General features: G+C 69.8%; 14 protein-coding genes and 1 tRNA gene. 6 read left to right on the top strand and 9 right to left on the bottom strand.

Translation table 11 applies throughout. The features are described from left to right. Window positions 1-35: 35 nt before the first annotated feature. The gene (locus tag ACFVDI_RS17780; protein WP_378907392.1) at window positions 36-962 is read right to left on the bottom strand and encodes a LysR family transcriptional regulator; all 927 of its coding nucleotides are present in this window, start codon (window positions 960-962) and stop codon (window positions 36-38) included. Window positions 963-1,262: 300 nt separating this feature from the next. Between ACFVDI_RS17780 and ACFVDI_RS17775 the strand changes: the two genes are divergently transcribed. The 4 genes from ACFVDI_RS17775 (at window position 1,263) to ACFVDI_RS17760 (ending at window position 7,895) form a co-directional block, all read left to right on the top strand. Next, a tRNA-Thr gene (locus tag ACFVDI_RS17775) sits at window positions 1,263-1,335 on the top strand. 217 nt (window positions 1,336-1,552) lie between these two features. Further along, the gene (locus ACFVDI_RS17770; protein WP_378907389.1) at window positions 1,553-3,829 is read left to right on the top strand and encodes an immunoglobulin-like domain-containing protein; all 2,277 of its coding nucleotides are present in this window, start codon (window positions 1,553-1,555) and stop codon (window positions 3,827-3,829) included. Between the two features lie 9 nt (window positions 3,830-3,838). Then, on the top strand, window positions 3,839-6,394 hold the full coding sequence (locus tag ACFVDI_RS17765; protein ID WP_378907386.1) for an alpha-L-arabinofuranosidase C-terminal domain-containing protein: 2,556 nt from the start codon (window positions 3,839-3,841) through the stop codon (window positions 6,392-6,394). A gap of 10 nt (window positions 6,395-6,404) precedes the next feature. Beyond that, complete coding sequence (locus ACFVDI_RS17760) at window positions 6,405-7,895, top strand: family 43 glycosylhydrolase (RefSeq protein WP_378907383.1); 1,491 nt, start codon at window positions 6,405-6,407, stop codon at window positions 7,893-7,895. A gap of 180 nt (window positions 7,896-8,075) precedes the next feature. Here the strand turns inward: ACFVDI_RS17760 and ACFVDI_RS17755 are convergent, their stop codons facing one another. After that, window positions 8,076-9,377: an MFS transporter gene (locus tag ACFVDI_RS17755; RefSeq protein WP_378907380.1), complete on the bottom strand. Its 1,302-nt coding sequence runs from the start codon at window positions 9,375-9,377 to the stop codon at window positions 8,076-8,078. 99 nt (window positions 9,378-9,476) lie between these two features. Between ACFVDI_RS17755 and ACFVDI_RS17750 the strand changes: the two genes are divergently transcribed. Continuing rightward, complete coding sequence (locus ACFVDI_RS17750; protein WP_378907377.1) at window positions 9,477-10,076, top strand: TetR/AcrR family transcriptional regulator; 600 nt, start codon at window positions 9,477-9,479, stop codon at window positions 10,074-10,076. Window positions 10,077-10,089: 13 nt separating this feature from the next. Here ACFVDI_RS17750 and ACFVDI_RS17745 read toward each other — a convergent pair whose 3' ends face one another. The 4 genes from ACFVDI_RS17745 to ACFVDI_RS17730 are packed head-to-tail and all read right to left on the bottom strand — an operon-like array spanning window position 10,090 to window position 15,627. Further along, window positions 10,090-11,298 (bottom strand): amino acid deaminase/aldolase, encoded by a 1,209-nt coding sequence (locus tag ACFVDI_RS17745; RefSeq protein ID WP_378907375.1) that lies wholly within the window; start codon window positions 11,296-11,298, stop codon window positions 10,090-10,092. Next, window positions 11,295-12,611 carry a D-arabinono-1,4-lactone oxidase gene (locus ACFVDI_RS17740; RefSeq protein WP_378907372.1) on the bottom strand — a complete coding sequence of 439 codons (1,317 nt, stop codon included), beginning with the start codon at window positions 12,609-12,611 and terminating at the stop codon, window positions 11,295-11,297. The genes ACFVDI_RS17745 and ACFVDI_RS17740 overlap by 4 nt, the downstream gene beginning before the upstream one ends. Further along, complete coding sequence (gene sph / locus ACFVDI_RS17735) at window positions 12,608-13,540, bottom strand: sphingomyelin phosphodiesterase (protein WP_378907369.1); 933 nt, start codon at window positions 13,538-13,540, stop codon at window positions 12,608-12,610. The genes ACFVDI_RS17740 and sph overlap by 4 nt, the downstream gene beginning before the upstream one ends. After that, window positions 13,537-15,627, bottom strand: a complete 2,091-nt coding sequence (locus tag ACFVDI_RS17730; RefSeq protein WP_378907366.1) for a neutral/alkaline ceramidase — start codon at window positions 15,625-15,627, stop codon at window positions 13,537-13,539. The genes sph and ACFVDI_RS17730 overlap by 4 nt, the downstream gene beginning before the upstream one ends. Window positions 15,628-15,790: 163 nt before the next feature. Here ACFVDI_RS17730 and ACFVDI_RS17725 point away from each other — a divergent pair, with 163 nt between their 5' ends. Continuing rightward, entirely contained in the window at window positions 15,791-16,525 is a 735-nt protein-coding gene (locus ACFVDI_RS17725) for an SDR family oxidoreductase (RefSeq protein WP_378907363.1), read from the top strand. Window positions 16,526-16,544: 19 nt separating this feature from the next. On the opposite strand, the gene ACFVDI_RS17720 is transcribed toward ACFVDI_RS17725, so the two are convergent. The 3 genes from ACFVDI_RS17720 to ACFVDI_RS17710 form a co-directional block, all read right to left on the bottom strand. Continuing rightward, entirely contained in the window at window positions 16,545-17,402 is an 858-nt protein-coding gene (locus ACFVDI_RS17720; RefSeq protein WP_378907360.1) for an alpha/beta hydrolase, read from the bottom strand. A 38-nt stretch (window positions 17,403-17,440) separates the two neighbouring features. Further along, window positions 17,441-19,843 (bottom strand): DUF6351 family protein, encoded by a 2,403-nt coding sequence (locus ACFVDI_RS17715; RefSeq protein WP_378907358.1) that lies wholly within the window; start codon window positions 19,841-19,843, stop codon window positions 17,441-17,443. 92 nt (window positions 19,844-19,935) lie between these two features. Continuing rightward, the gene (locus tag ACFVDI_RS17710) at window positions 19,936-21,528 is read right to left on the bottom strand and encodes an MDR family MFS transporter (RefSeq protein ID WP_378907356.1); all 1,593 of its coding nucleotides are present in this window, start codon (window positions 21,526-21,528) and stop codon (window positions 19,936-19,938) included. Window positions 21,529-21,593: the final 65 nt, after the last annotated feature.

Raw genomic sequence — 21,593 nt, 5'->3', positions numbered from 1 at the left:
GCTGCGAGTGAGCAGGTACCTTGACCAAGGAACACCTACCGCCGATGGACCGGGTCCGCGATCGCCTGAATCCGCTTCGTGGCCAGCTCGATCATCAGCGTGGCGGCGGGGGAGAGGGTGGCGTCGGTGCGGTGGACGATGGCGAAGGTGTCGTACGTCCGGGGCCGCAGCGACACCCACCCTGCCTTCGGCGCCAGCCGGGGGAGCAGCTGCTCGGCTGCTCCCTTGGCGATGACGCTGTCGGCGTAGCCCATCCCGACCAGCTCGACGGCCGTCTCGATGTCCTCGACCTCGACCCGGCTCGGTGGGTTGCGCCCCGTCTCGTGGAGCAGGTTGCGGATCGTGACCCGGGTGGGGTCCTCCGAGCTCCAGGTGGTGTCGGCCATCACCAGCGTCGCCAGCGAGAGCCGGTGAGGCGTGACCGGCGTGGCCAGGTGCGCGGGATCGGCCGAGATGTAGACGAGCTCGTCGCGGGCCACCGGCGTGACCTTCAGCCCAGGGCCGGAGACGCTGCCGACCAGCAGCATCGCCGCCTCGAGCCGGCCGCGTCGCAGGTCGTCCTGGACCTCGGTGGAGTTCTGCCCGATCAGCTCGACGCGTACGCCCGGATAGCGGTCGAGGACGTCGGCCACCAGCCCGGCTCCGCCGTAGAGCCGCGCGATCCCGAACATCCCGAACCGGATGGTCCCGGTCTCGAATTGCTTCACCGCCTGGACGGCCTTGCGCGCGTCCTCGGCGGCGGCGACCGTACGCTCCGCGTGCGGCCTCAGCTCGTCGGCGACCGCGGTCGGCACCACGCCCCGTCCGACGCGCCGGAAGAGCTGGACGCCGAGCGTACGCTCCAGGCCTCTGACCTGCTCCGAGATCGACGGCTGCGCATAGCCGAGCTCATCGGCCGCCGCGGTCAGCGAGCCATGCTCGTAGACCGCGAGGAACACGCGGAGCTGATGCAGCGACAGCATAGAGACATCCTATGTCTTTTCAAGGAAAGATCGTCTACCTCTATGAGTCGCCGACGGTCATCATTGAATCACCACCACTGTGTCCGCAGTCGGTGGTTGATTCATGTTCCTAGGGGAGTAGAGCAGTAATGAAGCACGGCGTTCGCCGCCTGGGCCGCCTGATCGGCAAGGGGAAGCCCACCCGCACGACCATCGACGAGCACGTCGAGGCGCACCGTTTTAGTGTCGAGCGCGCAGTCTCGGTACACTCATCCGGTCCGCTCAACCAGACCCGCTACATGCGGTAACGGATGACGGTGCGCCGCCTTAGCTCAGTCGGCAGAGCGTCTCACTCGTAATGAGAAGGTCGTCGGTTCGATTCCGACAGGCGGCTCCGACAAGAACCCCCGTCCCACCAGCCGGATCTCGGCAGGAGTGGCGGGGGTTTCCTCGTGTCGTGCCCTCCGCGGGGTAGGGCCCACCGTTCCATCAGACGCCTCATGACTCTTGACGACCGCGCAGCCGCCCTGCTTATGTTAGCGCTCACATTCACGTGATGGAGGTCACATCACCTGGGTGCCCCCGCCCACAGCTGACCCTGGAGCGCGCCGATGGACCAGTCGAACCCGACCGCACACAACCCGCGCCGGAGGTATCTCGCGCGCACCCTGACGGCACTTGCCTCGTTCCCGTTGATCCTGGCCGGCCTGGTGCCCACCACCCCGGCGCACGGCGCGAGCGACGTAGGGCTCGTGGTCCATTACCCCCTCGACCAGACCAGCGGCACCACGGTCGTCGACGCGTCGGGCGCCGGCCGCAACGGCACGGTCGCCGGCGACACGACCTGGCTCGGCGGAGAGGGGCTCTCCCTCGGCGGCACCAACGGGCACGTCAGGCTGCCGAACGACGTGATGACCGGCCTGACGGCGATCACCGTCTCGCTCGAGGTGAAGATCGCCGCGGACCAGGCCACCCCGTACTTCATCTGGGGCCTCGGCAACACCGGCGCCGACGGCTCGGGCAACGGTTACCTGTTCACGACCGGCAACGCCTATCGGACGTCGATCGCCACCGGCAACTGGAGCACCGAGCAGACGGTCACGGCGGGTCGGAACCTCGCCCGGGACACCTGGAAGACCATCAGCTACACGCTCGCGGACGGCACCGCGGTGCTCTACGAGGACGGTGTCGAGGTCGCTCGCCGCACCGACGTGACCATCACGCCCGGTCAGATCGGCAACGGGGTCACCACGGCGAACTACCTCGGCCGATCCGTCTACAGCGCTGACCGCTATCTGAAGGGTCAGGTGCGCGACTTCCGGATCTACGACCACGCGCTGACCGCGACAGAGGTTCACGATCTGGGCTACGTCACCGACGAGGAGCGCGTCGCGCGTGACCTGGCCTGGCTCGACCTGGGCGACACGTCCCGCGTCGTCAGCGACCTCTCGCTCGCGAGCGGCGGTCCGAACGGCTCCACTTTCACCTGGGCCACCACCGACCCAGAAGTCGTCTCCGCGACCGGCGACGTCACCCGCCCGCCGTACGGCAGCCCCGACGCCACCGTGACGCTCACCGCCACGGCGACCCACGGCGACGCCGCCGAGTCCGAGACGTTCACCATCAAGGTGCCGGCCGACATCAGCGACGAGGAGAAGGTCGCTCGCGCCGCAGCCGCGCTCCGGGTCTGGGACGCCGATGAGATCCGCGGCAACATCACCCTGCCGACCCAGGGACTGCACGGCACGACCGTCAGCTGGACCTCCAGCGAGCCCGCCGTCGTGACCCCGACCGGCGAGGTCGACCGGCCGGCCTACGGCGAGAAGGCCGTCCGCCTGGCACTCAACGCCACGGTGAGCCTCGGCAAGGTCAAGGACAAGCGGCAGTTCCGGCTGACCGTGCTGCCGCTGCCGAAGGAGGAGCCGCTCGAGGGCTACACCTTCGCCTACTTCACGGGCGAGGGGACGGCCGACGGGGAGCAGGTCTACCTCGCCGCAAGCATGGGCAACGACCCGCTCCACTGGGACGAGCTCAACGGCGGCCAGCCGATCCTGCAGTCGCAGCACGGCGACAAGGGCGTACGCGACCCGTTCATCATCCGCTCCCCGGAAGGCGACAAGTTCTACCTGATCGCCACCGACCTCAAGATCTACGGCAACGGCGACTGGGACGCCGCCCAACGGCGCGGGAGCCGCTACATCGAGATCTGGGAGTCCACGGACCTGGTGAACTGGTCCGAGCAGCGACACGTCCGCGTGTCCTCACCCCAGGCCGGGAACACCTGGGCGCCCGAGGCCTACTACGACGAGGGGATCGGTGCGTACGTCGTCTTCTGGGCCTCGAAGCTCTACGACGAGTCCGACCCCGAGCATGCCGGTAACACGCACAACCGGATGGTCTACGTCACCACCAGGGACTTCCGGACCTTCAGCGAGCCCCAGGTGTGGATCGACCCGGGCTACTCGGTGATCGACTCCACCGTCGTCGAGCACGAGGGGACCTACTACCGGTTCACCAAGGACGAGCGGAACAACACCTCCACCACGCCCTGCAGCAAGTTCATCGTCGAGGAGAAGGCCACCTCGTTGCTCGACCTGGACTGGAGCTTCGTCGCCGAGTGCATCGGCAAGGCCACGGCCGACAACCCGGGCATCGACCGGGGGGAGGGGCCGACGATCTTCAAGTCCAACACCGAGGACAAGTGGTACCTGTTCATCGACGAGTTCGGCGGCCGCGGGTACGTGCCGTTCGAGACCACCGACCTGGAGTCAGGCAACTTCTCGATCTCCAGCGACTACCAGCTCCCCAGCCGCCCCCGCCACGGGACCGTTCTCCCGGTGACCAAGGCCGAGCTGGACCGCATCCGCACCGCCTACCGCGTGTTCTGAGGAGACATCGTGCACAGAATCCGTCTGCTGACCGTCCTGTCCGCCGCCACCGTCCTCGCACTGCCCCTGGCCTACGCCGCGCCCAGCCTCGGCGCCGACCGGCGAGCCGCTGACCCCGATCCCGACTACACGATCACGGCCCATGCCGGTCGGTCCGGCCCGGAGATCAGCGACACGATGTACGGCGTCTTCTTCGAGGACATCAACTACGCGGCCGACGGTGGCCTCTACGCCGAGCTGGTGCGGAACCGGTCCTTCGAGTTCTTGCCGGCCGACAACCGCTCCTACACCGGGATGACCGCCTGGACCCCGCGAGGCGAGGGCGGAGGCACCGGCACCGCCACCCCCGTCGACGACGGCTCCCGGCTCAACGAGCGCAACCGCACCTACCTGCAGCTCTCCCTGGCCAACACCGCCGGCGGCACGTACGGCGTCTCCAACAGCGGCTGGAACAACGGCGTCGCGCTCGAGGCCGGCAAGAGCTACGACTTCTCGGTCTGGGCACGTTCGGACACCGCCGGCGGTACGCCGCTGACCGTGTCGCTGCGCGACGAGGCCGGCGCCACGACGTACGCCGATCCGGTCCGTCTCCAGGTGAACGGCGACACCTGGAAGAAGTACGCCGGGACCTTCACCGCGAGCGCCACGACCGACTCCGCACGCCTGTGGCTGCAGGGGGAGGGCGTCGGCACCCTCCGCCTCGACATGGTCTCGCTGATGCCCGAGGACACCTTCATGGGCCGCGAGAACGGGCTGCGCAAGGACCTCGCCGAGAAGATCGCGGCGCTGAAGCCGGAGTTCGTGCGCTTCCCGGGCGGCTGCCTCGTCAACACCGGCAGCATGGCCGGCTACGACGCCGCCTCCGGCTGGCAGCGCGCCCGGTCCTACCAGTGGAAGGACACCGTCGGCCCGGTCGAGGAGCGGGCGACGAACGCCAACTTCTGGGGTTACAACCAGTCCTACGGACTGGGCTACTACGAGTACTTCCAGTTCGCCGAGGACATCGGGGCGATGCCGCTGCCGGTCGTGCCGGCGCTGGTCACGGGCTGCGGCCAGAACCGGGCCACCGACGACGAGGCCCTGCTGCAGCGCCACATCCAGGACACTCTCGACCTCATCGAGTTCGCCAACGGCCCGGTCGACTCCGAGTGGGGCGGCCTGCGCGCGGAGATGGGGCACCCGGAGCCGTTCGGCCTCACCCACCTCGGCGTCGGCAACGAGGAGAACCTGCCGACGGAGTTCTTCGAACGGTTCGAGAAGTTCCGTGCGGCCATCGAGGCGAGCCACCCGGAGATCACGATCATCAGCAACTCCGGCCCCGACGACGAAGGCGCGCTCTTCGACCAGCACTGGGCGCAGAACCGGGCCGCCGGCGTCGACATGGTCGACGAGCACTACTACAACTCCCCGACCTGGTTCCTGCAGAACAACGACCGTTACGACAGCTACGACCGCAACGGACCGAAGGTCTTCCTCGGCGAGTACGCCTCCCGGGACAACAAGCTCTTCAACGCGCTGTCCGAGGCGGCGTACATGACCGGGCTCGAGCGCAACGCCGACGTCGTGCAGCTCGCCTCCTACGCCCCGCTGCTGGCCAACGTCGATCACGTTCAGTGGCGACCGGACATGATCTGGTTCGACAACGACCAGTCCTGGAGCTCTGCGAGCTACGAGGTCCAGAAGCTGTTCATGAACAACGTCGGTGACCGGGTCGTGCCCAGCGAGGCGACCGGCAAGGTGATCCAGCCGCAACCCATCACCGGGGGTGTCGGCCTCTCCACCTGGGCGACCTCCGCGGCGTACGACGACGTGTCGGTCACCGCGCCTGACGGGACCGCGCTGTTCGCCGACGACTTCGAGGACGGGGACGCCGAGGGCTGGAGCCCGCTGGCCAACCGGGGAACCTGGTCGGTCGTCGAGGGCGCCTACACCCAGACGGACGCGACCGCCCAGGACACCCTGGTCAAGGCCGCGGACATCACCGCGAGCGACTACGACCTCGAGCTCAGGGCCAAGAAGCTGTCCGGCTCGGAGGGCTTCCTGATCGCGTTCGGGGTGAAGGACTCCGGCAACTTCTACTGGTGGAACATCGGCGGCTGGAACAACACCCGCACCGTCGTCGAGAAGGCCACCAACGGCGGCAAGGAGACCCTGGTCGCCCGCGAGGGCCACTCGGTCGAGACCGGCCGCACCTACGACGTACGGATCGAGGTCCGCGGCACCCACGTCCGGCTCTTCCTCGACGGCCAGCTCTTCCAGGAGTTCGACGACGGCCAGGTCACCGAGCCGTTCGCGCAGGTGGTCACCCGTGACGAGGCGACCGGCGACCTGATCGTCAAGGTCGTCAACGCCCAGGCCGAGCCCGCGCTCACCCGCCTCGACCTCGGCGTCAAGGTCGCCTCCAGGGCGCAGATGACCGTCATCAGCGGCGACCCGGAGGACCAGAACACCCGTACGGCACAGCCCGTCAAGCCGGTCACCAGCACCATCCGCGGCGTCGACAGCACCTTCACGCGCACGTTCGCGCCGTACTCCGTGACCTTCATCCGCATCCAGACCCGGTAGGGGAGCAGCCATGTCCGACCACCTGAACCACCTCAGTCTCCGGGCCGGCCTCAGCAGGCGCCACCTCCTGCAGGCCGGGGTCGGCCTCGGGGCAGCGGCCGCGCTCGCAAACCACGCCGCACCTGCCGCCGCGGCACCGCCCGTACCGATGCCCGGCGACCCCGAGATCTGGGGAGTGCCGACCCTCAACCCGCTCGTCGAGCGCCGGGCCGACCCGTTCGTCACCCGGCCCGTCGACGGGATGTACTACCTGACCGGCTCCGTGCCGGAGTACGACCGTCTGGTGCTCCGTGGCTCGGCCTCGCTCGCCGGCCTCGCCACCGCGGCGGAGTCGGTGATCTGGCGCCGCCCCGCCAGCGGGAAGATGGGCGGCCACATCTGGGCGCCGGAGCTGCACCGCATCGACGGCCGCTGGTACGTCTACTTCGCGGCCGGCGACTCCGACGACGTCTTCCGGATCCGGATGTACGTCATGGAGTCGACTCTCGCCGACCCCCGCGACCCCGCGGGTTGGGGCGCTCCGCAGCAGATCATCACGCCGTGGCAGAGCTTCGCCCTCGACGCCACCACGTTCGAGCACGCCGGCCGCCGCTACCTGGTCTGGGCGCAGAGCGAGCCCGAGATCGCGGTGAACACCAGCCTCTACATCGCCGAGATGAGCTCGCCGTTCGCGATCAGCACCTTCCCGGCGCGGATCGCAACCCCGACCCGCAGCTGGGAGGTGCAGGGCTACAAGGTCAACGAGGGCCCTGCTGTGCTGGTCCGCAACGGCCGTGTCTTCATGACGTTCTCGGCCAGCGCCACCGACTCGCGTTACTGCATGGGCCTGCTGACGGCATCGGCGGACGCCGACCTGCTCGACCCGGCGTCGTGGGTCAAGAGCCCCGAACCGGTGTTCACGACCAACGAGCAGACCGGGCAGTACGGCCCCGGGCACAACTCGTTCACGGTCGCCGCGGACGGCGTGACCGACGTCCTCGTCTACCACGCCCGGGACTACCGCGACATCACCGGAGATCCCCTCTACGACCCGAACCGGCACGCGCGCGTGCAGAAGGTGGTGTGGCACGAGGACGGGACGCCCATGTTCGGGGTCCCGGTCGGCAAGGGCGGGCCGATCGTCCGGCTCACCCCGCTGGATGCACCCGGCTCGTTCGTACGCCACTACGAGTACGCCCTGCGGGTGGACCATGCCCCGAGAGACCTCGCCGACAGCCAGTTCCGCTTCGTCTCCGGCCTGGCGGGCGACGGCTCGGAGTCGCTGCAGTCGGTCAACTTCCCCGACCGGTACGTCCGGGTCGCCGGCGGTGCGGTCCGGATCGACCCGGTCGAGCCGGGACCGGCGTACGCCGCCGAGGCCAGCTTCCGCCGGATCCCGGTCAAGGGTGGGATCTCGCTGCAGGTGGCCACGGATCGTGGCGACTACCTCCAGCACGATCGAGGTGCGCTCACCGGCGGTGGCGCCGTGGGACGGCGCTCCAGCACCTTCACCCTGACCTGAGTCAGATCCGGAGGGACGAGAACATCGGTTACCAGATGTCGGGGTTTGGTGACACTCGACACCGGATGCGTGCTATCACTTCCGAGTGCGGTCCGGGCGCCCACGTTGCTGGAGTACCCCCCACTCGGTCGCGAGGGCGTCCAGGACCGCACGCCAGTTCCGCGTGGGCCGTCTCCATGGTCAGGCTCGATCCGCGGACACGGTCTCGACCGACGGCTCGGTGTGCGGCCCGGACCACCAGGCGATGGTGGTGATCACGCCGATCACCAGCAGTGCGCTGGTCAGCCAGAACGGGTAGGTGCGGTCGAGCCCGGAGAGCCATCCGGAGATCCAGCCGAACGGGGCGGCCGCGAGCATCACCGCGGTGCGTTGCAGCGCCATCACCCGTGACCGCTCGGCCTCGTCGACGTGGAACGCGACGAGCGACTCCGAGAGCATGAAGAGCATCCCGGCGCCGAAGCCGTCGAGGAGGAGGCACACCCCCAGAAGCGCGTACGTCACGACGTCAGCGTCACCCTCGGCGGCCGGGATCAGGACAAGGACCAGCTGGCCGGCCAGGTAGATGCCGAATCCCCACAGGGTCGCCTGCTTGAGGTCGTGGCCCGAGGTCAGGCGGCGGATCAGGGTGAAGAGGAAGAGCACCGACAGCAGGGAGCGCACCATCGGGAAGAACGGCAGCACCGGGTCGGGCACATGCAGGTGTTGGTTGACCATGACCTGCCAGAAGGTTCCGTTGACGAGGGTGACCGCCGCGACCAGGGCGGCGATGGCCAGCGCCAGGAGCGAGCCGTGGGAGCGGCCCAGCAGCCTCGCGGCCTCGCGGTAGCCGACGAAGAGCCGCCAGAGACTCTCGTGCCGGGTCTCCTCCATCCGGATGCGGCCCTGGCGGGTCTCGGTGGAGGCGGCGTACAGCAGGATGATCTTGGCCAGCATGACCACGGCGGCGTTGACGAAGAGCACCCGCACCGCCGGCTCCAGACCGAACTGCGCGACCATGAAGGCGGCGATCGGGGCGAAGAGTGCCGAGCAGTCGGCCGCGACCCGCACCAGCGAGTAGATGCCGGTGAGCTGGTCGCGCTCGGCGTCCTCGACCATCAGGCAGTCCCAGGCGTTCGCGGTGACTTGCAACGCGCCGTTGAGCAGCGACGCGGCCAGGAAGGCCCAGAAGTCCTGGGCGAATGCCCAGATCAGACACGGGATCACGAAGGCGATCACGTCGAAGACCGCGTTGGTCAGCCGGCGCCCCATCCGGTCGGTGATGATGCCGCCGGCGAGCCCGAAGAACACCTGCGAGATCATCCCGGCGGTCGCCAGCAGGCCGATCTGCGCGTCGTGCAGGCCGAGCGTGAGCATGAAGACGGAGAGATAGGGCAGCACCAGTGCCATCGACAGGCCCCACATCGGCTCGGTCCACACGCATGCGCGCGGGTTGCCACGGAGGTGGATCAGGGTGTGCCACAGGGAGCCGGGGGAGGATGCCACCGGGTCAGTGAACCAGGTGCGACCGCTCGCTGGATAACGATTTCGCCGCCGGCGGGATGGGTGGCCGTGGCCGCCGACTTGGACGTTAGTCTTGGTCGCGTGGCGAGGGTGTCGGCAGACGAGCGGCGACGGTTGCTGGTGCAGGCCGCGATCCGGGTGATGGCGCGCGACGGCGTGGCGCAGGCGACGACGCGGTCGATCGTCGCCGAGGCGGACATGTCGCTCGGCACCTTCCACTACTGCTTCCGTTCCAAGGAGGAGCTGCTGGAGCAGGTGATCACCACGATCACGAGCCACACCCTGGCGCCGGCGCTCGAGATCATCGAGGGCCCGGGAACGCTGGAGGAGAAGCTGCGGGGCGGCCTGGCCTCCTACTGGCAGCACGTGCTGGACAACCCCGACGAGCACCGGGTGACGTACGAGCTGACGCAGTACGCGACCCGCAACCCCGCCCTGGCGGAGTTCGCGCGCAAGCAGTACCGCACCTACCTCGACGCGCACACCCAGGTGATCGAGTCGCTGGGCACCAGCGCCGGGGTGACCTGGACCGTCGACGAAGCCGTCCTGGCGCGCTACCTGACCGCGATCGTGGACGGGATGACCCTGCTCTACCTCAACGAGGGCGACGCCGAGACCGCCGGCGCGGCGATCGACCTGGCCGCCACGCAGCTGCTGGGGCTGGTGGCGCAGGGCTCCTGACGGCCGACGCGAGTCAGAGGAAGGTCTTGCCCTCACCGCGGTAGGTGGGCACCACGTCGACGATGCGGTCGCCGTCGACGAGCACCATCTCGTCGACGTGCTCGGACAGCTCGCCGGCCTTGGTGTGCCGGAACCATACGTGGTCACCGATGTCGAGGTCGTCGACCCGGTCGCCGACCAGCGGCGTCTGCACCTCGCCGGCGCCCTCACGGTCGACCAGCGACAGCCCCTGCGGCCACACCGGCGTCGGCAGCCGGTCCTTGCCGGCGGCGCCGGAGGCGATCCAGCCGCCGCCGAGGACCGTGGCGTGCTGCGGTGAGGGGCGGCGTACGACCGACAGCACGAAGTACGCCGCGGGCTGGGGGTGGAAGCGGGTGTAGAAGTCGAACAGGCGCGGTGCCAGGAGCCCGGACCCGGCGGCGACCTCGGTGACGGCGGGCTCGGCCGCGGTGAGCTCGAGGCTGCCGGTGCCGCCGCCGTTGACGAACTCCAGCGGCGCCACGCTGCGTACGGCGGCGACCGCGGCCGCGCGACGCTCGGCGAGCTCGGCGGCGGACCGGTGCTGCATCGCCCGGACGGCGAAGCGGCTCAGGCTCGGCTGGTTGTCGCCGATGCCCGCGATCTGGCCCTCGTAGCCCATCAGGCCGACCAGCTGGAAGCGCGGGTGGGCCACCACCTGGCGAGCCAGCGCGGCGGCGTCCTCGGGCGTGTGCACGGGGGAGCGGCGGGCGCCGAGGTGGAGCCGGCCGCCCGCGAGCCGGAGCGAGACGTCCAGCTCCAGGCAGATCCGGATCGGCGGGCCGTCCGGTCCGACGACCTCGGTGGTCAGGTCGAGATGCCGAGGGCTGTCGACCATCAGGGTGATCCGGGAGGCGAGCTCCTCGTCCTTTGCGAGCTTTCGGAGCGCTTCGCGGTGCATGGTCGGGTAGCCGACCACGACATCCTCGTGCTCCTCGGCCAGCCAGAGCGCCTCGGGCAGGGTGTAGGCGAGGATGCCGGACATCCCGGGGATCGCGAGGGCATCCCGGATCACCGAGCGCACCCGGATCGACTTGCTGGCCACCCGGATCGGCTTCCCGGCGGCACGGCGGACCAGCTGATGGGCGTTGGTGCGCAACGCCGCCACGTCGAGGACGGCGAACGGCGGGTCCAGGTGCGCGGTCGCGGCGAGCAGGTCCGGCCACGGCGTGCGGACGGGACCGGAGCGCTGGGCCAGATTCATCGCTGGGCCTCCGGGGCCGGGCCGAGCACACGGTCCAGGTAGGGGTTGGCGAAGATGCCGGTGGGGTCGAGCCGGTCGCGGAGCGCGACGAAGTCGTCGAAGCGCGGATAGACCTCACGCAGCCCGGCCGCGTCGAGCCGGTGCATCTTGCCCCAGTGTGGACGGCCTCCGGCGGCGCCGAGCACCTCCTCGCAGATGCCGAACCAGCGCTCGTGCGGCATCCGGTGGTACTGGTGGAAGGCGACGACGGCCGAGTCCCGCTCGTAGGCCGGTGAGAGCCAGATGTCGTCGTGGCGTACGAACCGGACCTCGAAGGGGAACGACACCGCCTCGTCGTGGGTGTCGACCCACCGCTTCAGCTCGCGCAGCGCGGGCACGAGGGCGTCGCGCGGCACGAAGTACTCACCCTCCCGGAAACGTACGTCCCGCTCGGAGGCGAACACGTTCGGAGCCAGGTCGGTGAAGTCACGTGCGGAGATCGCCTTGGTCACGAACCGGGTGATCCCGGGGACCAGGCGCGGGTAGCGGGTGCCCACGCGCAGCATCGCCTCGAAGCCGATGTTGGTGACGATCCTGTCGTCGAGGGTGCGGACGAAACGGCTCATCGGGCGCAGCTCGGTGTCACCGGGCAGCCGCTGGAACTTCCGGGTGAGCGCGGTGGTCGTGTGCGGGAACCAGAAGAACTCGAAGTGGTCGTTGCCGGCCACCAGGTCGTCGACGCCGTCGAGCACCTCCTCCAGCGGCGCGGCCGCGTCGACGGCGCGCAGCGCGTACATCGGCACGCACTGCAGCGTCACCTTGGTGATCACGCCGAGCGCGCCGAACGAGACCCGTGCGGCCTCGAACAGCTCGGGCCGCTCGGCTGCCGAGCACTGCACGACCGACCCGTCGGCGAGCACCAGCTCGAGGGCGCGTACCTGCGTCGAGATGCTGCCGAACGCGGAACCGCTGCCGTGGGTGCCGGTCGAGATCGCCCCGGCCAGCGTCTGCCGGTCGATGTCGCCGAGGATCTCCATCGCCAGCCCGTGTCCGGCCAGGATCGGGTTGAGCCGGTGCAGCGGGATGCCGGCGTCGACCGTCACCAGCCCCGACTCGCGGTCGACGGCGTGGATCCCGTCGAGCCGGTCCGGCCGCAGCTGTACGCCGGGCGCGACGGCCGCGCCCGTGAACGAGTGCCCCGAGCCGACCATCCGGACCTTCAGCCGGTCGCGGGAGGCCTCCTTGACGACGGCCGCCACCTCGTCGGTGGTGGCGGGTGCGATCACGCGCGCGGGCGTGACCCGCTCGGTGCCTGCCCAGTTCTGCCAGGTCACGATGTCCCTCCCAGGACCGGGTAGTGGTCGGCGTAGTCGGTGTAGGTCGTCCCGTCGTGGGTCCACGGCGGCGATGTCGGCGTCAGCGTGGTGTTGGTCCAGCCGCGAGGTTGCGGGTGCCCGCGCCGGAACAGCACGTAGTCGAGCTGCTCGCGCCCGCCCGAGCTCGCCAGCGGGTTGGTCTCCGGGTCCCAGCTGTAGGGATGTCCGGCGAAGGCCGGGGCGGTGGCGTCGAGGGCGGTCAGCATGGTGGCGTACTCGGGGGAGTCCTTGACGACGTTGAGGTCGCCGGCGATCACGATCGGCTCGTCGGCCGGGATCGCGAGCCCGTCGAGGAAGCCGTCGAGCTCGGCGAACTGCTCGGCGCGGACGTCCGCGCCGCTGCCGAAGCAGGCGGGATCCTCGGCCTGGGCGTGGGTGCCGACCACGTGCACCGGTCGGCCGTCGACGTCGAGGCGGGCGTAGACGAAGCCCTTGTTCGCGAACCAGTCGGCGCCGCAGCCGTCGGCGTACACGTACTGGACCCGATGCGTGATCGGCCACGTGCTCAGGATGGTCACGCCGCCGTCCTCGGGGGTCAGGGACGAGTAGGACCCCAGGGTCTCGTCCCAGCCGGACCGGGAGCGGCCGAGCACGGGCGTCTGGTGGGGATACTGGCTCGCCAGGCGGGACTTGAGGGTGTCCGACGGCTTGTTGTCGAACGCCTCCTCGAGCACCACCACGTCGTGCCCGCGCAGGTGGTCGGCCTCGGCGAACAGGTCCGCCCGGGTGCCGTTGGCCTTCCCGCCCAGGATCGTCGGCAGCATCGCGACGTTGTGGGTCAGGATGCTCAGGTCGGGCGGTGGGGGCACGGCCGAGGCCGCCGGGCCGGGCAGCAACGTGGCGGCGACCGCGCACACCGCCGCGACGCCCACCGCTGCGGACCTCATCGGCCCACCACCGAGAACGTCGGGCTGGTGCCGCTGATCGATCGGACGGTCCCGAGCAGGCTGCGGGCATCGCCGAAGTAGCGGATCCGATAGCTCCCGGACGCCACGTCGTCAGGTACGTCCCAGGTGATCCTCACCTTCGAGGCGGCGATACCGTAGCGCTCCCAGTGCAGCTTCGTCGACCAGTCGCTGTCGTCGGCGATCCGCTCCCAGCGCGGTTCGGTGGTCGAGCCTGTCGAGACCCGGCGCTCGACCGTGAGGTAGCTGCCCCCGTGGTGCAGTCCGTTGTTGGGATGCGCACCGGCGAAGGTGACGCTCACCTGCTCGCCCGGGCGGTACGTCGCGGCCGGCGCGGTCAGCACGTCGCCGTAGCCCTTCCCGAGCGGCGGCGCGTCGGCCACCACCGCGCCTTGGAGCGAGGGGAACTGCTCGGCGCTGCGGTCGCGCTCCTTCTCCCCGAGCGGGACGTCGACCCCGTCCCGCATAGCGGCGCCCAGGTCGGCCGCGGTCTGCATGAACGCCGGAAGCTCGTAGCGTCCGAAGAGCGTCGAGGCGCCCTCGTACTCCTTGGCGTCGTACTCCTCCGGCGTGGTCAGGTAGTGCGCGTAGGCGTTGGCGTAACCCTGCACGAGCACGTGGTCGATGTCGGTGCCGACCGCCTCGGCGACCGCCTGCCGCAGCCGCAGGCCGGAGACGACGGTCACCTCGGCGGGGACGCCGACGAGGTAGAGGTCGCCGATCCGGACCAGCTGGACCGGCAGCTTCTGCTGCACCATGTCGAGCGCCCCCACCGGGAGCAGGATCTCCTTCGAACCCTGGCAGGCGCGCAGTTCCGGGCTCGCCGTGTAGAGCGCCTCGGAGATCGCCGCCACCGCCGGGTTGCCGCCGTCCTTGCCCTCCTTGAAGATCGGCAGTCCGCCGCCCCCGTCCTCGGTGCTGCCTGCCGCGAACGCCGCGCCGAGCGCGGCCGGGCAGGTGGTGTGCGGCTTCCTGTCGGGCGTGAACTCGGGACGCACCGCGGTGTTCGCCAGGTCGACGTAGACGATCCGGGAGTCGACTCCGCCACCCAGCGCGCGGTCGTCGTCGAGCCCGCGCCGGGCTGCGTCGTACGTCCTGGTGCCGATGATCCGGGTGTTCTCGAACTGGTCGGTGGTCGGGCCGTCGGAGGGGCGCAGGTTGAGGTTCGGCGACATGTCGCCGGAGTTGGTCTGCGCGAACGACGCGACGAACCCGGGGTCGTCGCTGTCCTCGACGTAGTCGACACCGCGGGCGAGCCGCTCCCAGGCGTACTCGGCGTAGCCCTTGTTGTCGGGGCTGACCAGGGTGTTGTCGGTCGACATGCTCGTCGCGTGGACCGGGAACCAGTTGATCACCCCGTCGAGCTCGCCGTCACGATGGACCTGGAGGGTGGTGCTGCGGGTGTCGACACCGCCCGGGAAGTGGGCCTTGTCGGCCTCCGGGTTGCGGTCGAAGGCCGTCTTCGAGCGGTTCACGTTGGCATTGGTCAGCTCGCTCGTCGACACGCTCAGGCCGGCGGGGGCGAGGTCGGCGTCCGCCCGCTCGATCGAGGCGACGATCCCGTCGACGAGCGCGCGGAACGTCTTGCCGTGGTAGCCCAGGGTGGTGATGTTGTAGAGGGTGTGGTGCGAGAAGCCGCCGGGCGCCGCGTGCGTGTGGGTCGCGGTCAGCATCACGTTGCGCTCGGTGTAGGTCTCGCCGAAGCGCTGCTCGAGCTTCGCCAGCACGGCGTCGCGGACGCTCTGGAAGATCATGCCGGCGTCGGCGAGGACGTGGACCACGCGCTCGCCCGACCGCGGGTCGGCGATCACGAAGGCCCGGGAGCGCTGGCGCATGTGCAGGCCGCTGCTGACCTGGCCGAGGTCGGCGTAGCCCATCATCCCGGCCTCGGCGACCTCGCCCGTGACGTCGGCGATGCCGCGGCCGACGAGGAAGTCGCCGGGCCTCTCGGCGGTCTGTGGTGCCGCGGCGCTCGCCCTTCCCGACGGCGGCGACACCGTCGCAGGTCCGGCGATGGTGACCGCCACCAGCGCAGCAGTCGCTGCCGTCCTCCACGTGACCCTTGTCATAGCAGGAGGATGCAGGGTCCGAGATCACTGGGTCAAGAGTCCTGGACAAATGACCTAGTCCGTGGACGGAGGGTGTCCTGCGACGTCCGATTACCGCCGGAAACCGGCGCCTGAGACCCGTTGAATGGTTCATGACACAACCAACTCGAACGATGGGAAGCCCATGAAGGTCGCCCTTGTCACCGGAGCCAGCCGCGGGATCGGCGAGGCCACCGCACGCCGTCTGGCCCGGAGCGGCGGACACGTCATCTTGACCGCGCGCCGCACCGAAGACCTCGATGCCGCTGTCGAACTGCTCACCCGCGAGGGCCACTCGGCGTCCGCGCTCCAGCTGGACGTCACCGACAGGGACAGCGTGCATCGCGCCGCCGACCAGGTCGCGGCGACGTACGGTCGGCTCGACGTGCTGGTCAACAACGCGGGCGTCCTCCCGGAGGCGACCAACGCCGATCCGGCCGAGGTCGTCGACCTGCAGATGTTCCGCACCACCTACGAGACCAACCTGCTCGGCGCGGTCGCGGTCCTGGAGGCGTTCCTGCCGCTGATCCGGAAGAGCGAGGCGGGGCGCATCGTGAACGTGACGACCACGATGGCATCCCTCGCCGACCAGACCGACCCGGAGTCGCCCTACTACGGCATGGTCGTGCCGGCCTACCAGTCCTCCAAGGCCGCGCTGAACAACGTGACCATCGCGCTCGCCAAGGCGCTGGCCGATACGCCCATCAAGGTGACCTCGGTGTGTCCGGGATTCGTGCAGACCGACCTGACCCCGATCAACCGGGACAACGCACCCACCACGGCGGACCAGGCCGCCGAGGTCGTCCACCGTGCCGCGACCCTTGCCGACGACGCCCCGTCGGGGACGTTCGTCGACGCCGACGGGCCGGTGCCGTGGTGAGTCCCGTCTGAGCGGCCGGTCAGCCGGCGGCGATCTCCGCGAGGAGGTCGGCGGCCGGTGCGGGGTGGACGAGCCAGCGGAGGTGGCTGGAGGCGAGGGTGTGGACGGCGTACGGGTTGTCCGGGGTGAGGGCGTCGCCCTCGCGGATCAGCCGGTCCTGCATGGCGGGCGGCAGGCTGACGTCCTCACTGAGGCGTACGTAGGCGCGGGGGACGGTGCCCCACGTCGAGGCCTGCGCGCGGTCGTCCGGTCCACCGGCGTCGAGGTTCTCGTCGGGCTGGAAGGTGTTGAGGAACGTACGGAACTCGTCGTCGGTGCCGTCGGCCATGAAGGCGTGCTTGAGGCCGGCGAGGACCTCGGTGGAGGCGGTGCGGAAGTTGCAGCGCAACAGGCCGACGTCGGCGGGGTTCGCGGCGGCCGCGCCGATCAGCGCGGAGGCGTCGAAGGAGGCCATCTCCGGCTCCGCGTTGTACGCAACCGCATCGAGCTCCACCGGGGCCCAGGCCGACACGTAGACCATCTGGTCGATCAGGTCCGGGCGGGCGTTGGCGGCCGCGGTCAGGGTGATCCCGCCACGGCTGTGCGCGACCACGACCACGGGGCCGTGCGCCTTCACGCGCTCGAGCACCGAGACCAGGTGAGCGACGTTGTCGGCGAGGGTGACGCCCCTGATGCCGCCCGGTGCGGACGCCAGCGCGGCGAGGTCCTGGGGCGCCTGGTAGGCCGCGGGGAACGTCGCTCCGAAGCCGTGGCCGGGCAGGTCGACCGCCAGCGAACGGAACCCGCGCAGCGCCAGCTCGGCCTGGAGCGGTGCGAACGAGAACGAGTTGGCGAAGGCGCCGTGGACGAGGACGAAGGTCGGCTCGGGGGAAGGCATGGCGGTGACCTTAGCGCCGACCCGGCGCGTGCTGCCGGTCAATTGTCGTGCGCGCGACCGAACGGCGCCGACTGCGGCGCCCGGCCCAGCGGCGTACCTCCGTAGACGACCGATCCGTCGGCCTCCTGGTAGGTGAGCCAAGGCTCCGTCTTCGTGAACCCGACACCCGGCTTGCTGTAGTCGCAGACCCCGTCTGGAAAGACCGCCACGAGGCGCGACCACTGCGCGTCGCTGAGGCCGAACGCGCCGTAGTCGTCGGTGCGGCGCAGCGGCTTCAGGTGGCACTTGGCGTTGTCGGAGTAGTTGTTGTCGCCGGCCACGATCCGTGGGGTCGCGAAGTCGGTCTTGACCAGGTCGCTGACCGGTCCGAGACCGCAGACCAGGTCCGAGACCGGGTCGACGACGAGGTTGAGCGCGGGATCCAGGACCGGGTTGACGGCGCCGTTCAGACCGTCGAGAGCGCCACCCGTCAGGTCGTCCAGGAGCGGGTCGGCGACCGGCAGGAACAGGCCGTCCTCGCTGGAGACGCCCTGGGTCTGGGTGCACCGGTCGTGCAGGTCGCCGGGGCGGTCCTGGACGATCTTGTCGGCCAGCGCCACGGAGCGGTCGTCGGCCTCGACCGAGGCCAGCCACCGGTCCATCGCGAGCAGCGCCTCCTTGGAGTAGCTCGGATCGCCGATGAGAGGCGTCACCCCGTACCAGATCACCTGGTTGTCCGCGTGCCCCTGCTCCCGGCTCAGCCGGTCGCGCATCGCCCACGCCCAGCGGGCGTCGTGGGCGAGACCCGGATCCGGCCCGCCGTGGTCGATGATCGCCACCTCGGACAGGTTGCTGGCGGTGTTGACCATGCCGCTGCGGTAGGCGTTGGTGAGCGCCGCCGGGTCGGCGACGGAGCGCTGAGGCCGCGGCTGGACGTCGATGTCGAGTCCGCCGATCTTCTCGTTGAGGTCGACGAACTGCTCGGGTGTGATCGCCCCGGACCGGAGCGCCTCGAGGCCGTACTGCACGCCGGTGTTGTCCAGCGGCGAGCCCGCGAAGCCACGCCCGATCTGCTTCTCCTGCTCCGTCCACACGCTCTCCGGCCGCGGGCCGAAGACGTTGATCGCGCCGTCGATGATCGAGCACCGTACGCCGCCGGGGTTCGTCGCGGGGTGGTAGCGCTCCTGGTCGCTGATCCCGGCGCACGGGTGGGTCGGCATGACCGCTTGCTTGAACAGCCCCTCGTCAGCGGTGACCGCGTTGAGCGGCAGCAGGTGGCCCTCGACCGCCGCCCACTGCAGCGGGTTCCAGAACTTGCCGTCGGTGAGCCGTCCGGAGCTCTCGAAGTACTTGCGGAGGAGGTGGTAGTCGGAGAACTGCAGGCCCGGCGAGAGCGAGTCGGGGTAGGAGCAGGTCACGACCAGGCCCTGGTAGATCCCCGGGTAGGCGTTGGCGATCGTCTGCTGTGCGATCGACCCGCCGGAGCAGCCGCTGCCGATCGTGTAGCGCAGGTCGCCGTACGTCTCGACGAGATGCTCCTTGGCCATCATCAGCGACTCGGCCTCGCTGGTCACGGTGCAGTTGTGGCCGGTGTTGGCCAGCGCGGTCGAGAGCATCGCGAAGCCGCGGCCGAGCGCGACGGTCGGGCTGTCGCCGAGGGCGTCGGAGACGACCGGGATACCGAGGTCGAAGGTGCCGGCGTAGTCGGTGGTCGGGGCGGTGCCGACCTCGTGGTCGACCCCGCAGCTGCCGCCGTGCGGGATGAACAGCTTGTTGTTCCACTGCTCCTGCGGGCGCCATCGCTGCCACGGCTCGCCGGGCTGCCAGAGCACGGCGATCCGATACTGGTCGCGGTTCTGGTAGCCGGTCTCCACACGCACGACGAACGGCACCGTCACGCCCTCGTCGGTGGTCGTGGTCGCGACGTCACCGGGTGGGTTCTCCGGGTCGTACGGCCGGAGCCCGTCGAGCAGTGGATTTGTCGATTTGTAGAGCCAGCTGATCGTCGGCTCCTGGTTGCACTGCGCGTCCGTCGCGGTCGGCTGGCAACGCCAGGGCTGCAGCTGCGGTCCGGAGAAGATCGGCCCGCCCCGCGGGTGGTTGGTGATCGTGAGTCGGGCGCCACGGCCGTCGGGCAGACGCGCGGTCAGCTCGTTGGGTCCGAGCCGCAGGCCGCGTACGACGCCCTCGATCTCGCCGTTCGGCCGCTCGGCGAAGGCTGCGGTGACGTCACGACCGCCGGTCAGCGTGACCTTCAGGTCATCCGGGTCGGCGCCCTTCGGCACGGTGACCCGCACCAGTGCGTTGCCGTCGAAGATCAGGTCGGCCCGGTTGGAGAGCGTCTCCAGGACGATGTCCTCGGCCGGCGCGGGGGCCGCCGATGCCGGTGTGACCCCGAGCAGGAGACCGGCGACGAGGGCGGACACCGTCGCGATCGAGACCGGCAGGGCGCGAGCAGACATGGCGTGCCTTTCCGAGAGCTGCGCACGTCCCCCGAACAGACGCTCGCCGTGAGAGGAGAATGCCCCCTGCCACGGCGAGCGTCAAGGAACCCTCAGCCGGCGACGGCCTCCCCGCGGGCGACCATGCCGGCCTCGTCGGAGAGCTTGACCTCCTTGAGGAACAGCGCGAGGGCGAAACCGAGGAGGACCAGTGGCACGAGGTACCAGAACGCCGGAGCGAGCGCCTCGGTGAAGGCGTCGACGACCCAGCCGTGGAGCGGCTCGGGCAGGTTGTCGACCGCGGCCGGGGTGAGACTGTCGCCGGAGAACCCGGCCCCGTCGGCCGGCATCAACCCCGCCGAGGCCATCTTCGCGGCCAGGCCCTCGAAGTTGTCGGTCAGCCGCGTGGTGAACACGGTCGTGAACAGTGCGGTGCCGACGGTCGCACCGATCTCCCGGAAGAAGTTGTTCGCCGAGGTCGCGGTGCCGAGCTCGTGCGGGTCGACGGCGTTCTGGACGGCGAGCACGATGGTCTGCATGACCAGGCCCATCCCGGCGCCGAGCACGAAGATCATCAGCCCGAAGACGACCATGGACATGTCGCCGGTGATCGTGGTCATCCAGGCGATCCCGGCGGCGGTGACGAGCAGCCCGACGATCGGGAAGATCTTGTAGCGACCCGTCTTGGAGATCATGATGCCGGAGACGATCGCGGTCAGCATCAGCCCGGCCATCATCGGCAGCATCAGCAGCCCGGAGCCGGTGATCGAGGCGCCTGTCGACATCTGCAGGAAGGTCGGCAGCATCGCCATCGCCGAGAACATGCCCATGCCGAGCACCAGGCCGATCAGCGTGGTCACGGTGAAGGTCGGGTTCTTGAAGAGCCGCAGCGGGATCAGCGGCTCGGGCGCGAGGGTCTCGGCGACGATGAAGGCGGCCACCGAGGCCAGGGTGCCGACGAGCACGCCGAGCAGCTGCGGCGAGGACCAGTCGTAGCCGTCGTGGCCGAGCGACTCCCACGAGGTCAGCAGGACGATGCCGCAGGTGGAGAGCACCATGAACATGATCCCCAGCCAGTCGACCGGCCGGCCGGAGCGGTGCGAGGGCAGCTTCAGGGCGTACCAGGCCACGACCAGCGCGATGACGCCGACCGGGACGTTGATCCAGAAGGTCCAGCGCCAGCCGGGGCCGTCGGTGAGCCAGCCTCCGAGGAGCGGCCCGATCACCGCGGAGATACTGAAGAGCGCACCCATCGGACCCATGTACTTGCCACGCTCGGAGGCCGGCACGATGTCGGCGATGATCGCCTGGGACAGGATCATCAGTCCACCACCGCCGAGCCCCTGGAGACCGCGGGCGGCGACCAGCTCCGGGAACGTCTGCGCCATCCCGCCGAAGAGCGAGCCGAGCGTGAACAGCGCGACGGCGACCAGGAACGGCCAGCGGCGACCCCACAGGTCACCGAACTTTCCGTACAGCGGCATCACGATCGCGATCGCCATGATGTAGGAGGTGATCACCCACCCCTGGTGGGCGACGCCGTCGAGCTCCCCGACGATCGTCGGCATCGCCGTGCTCACGATCGTCTGGTCGAGGGAGGAGAGGAACATCGAGGCCATCAGGGCCCCGAAGATCAGCCAGATCGTACGCGGCGTCAGCACGACCAGCGGCTTGTCGGGCGCGTCGGGCGCGACCGTGTGGCTCATGGGTTGGACCTTCCAGGCAGGCGTTGACGAGGTGAGGACACACGGGTGCCGTGTGCCGTGAGAGT

Source organism: Nocardioides sp. NPDC057767, from assembly GCF_042798275.1.
Taxonomy (GTDB): domain Bacteria; phylum Actinomycetota; class Actinomycetes; order Propionibacteriales; family Nocardioidaceae; genus Nocardioides.
Note: the sequence above shows the minus strand (reverse complement) of the source record. Positions and strands in the feature narration are given on the sequence as shown.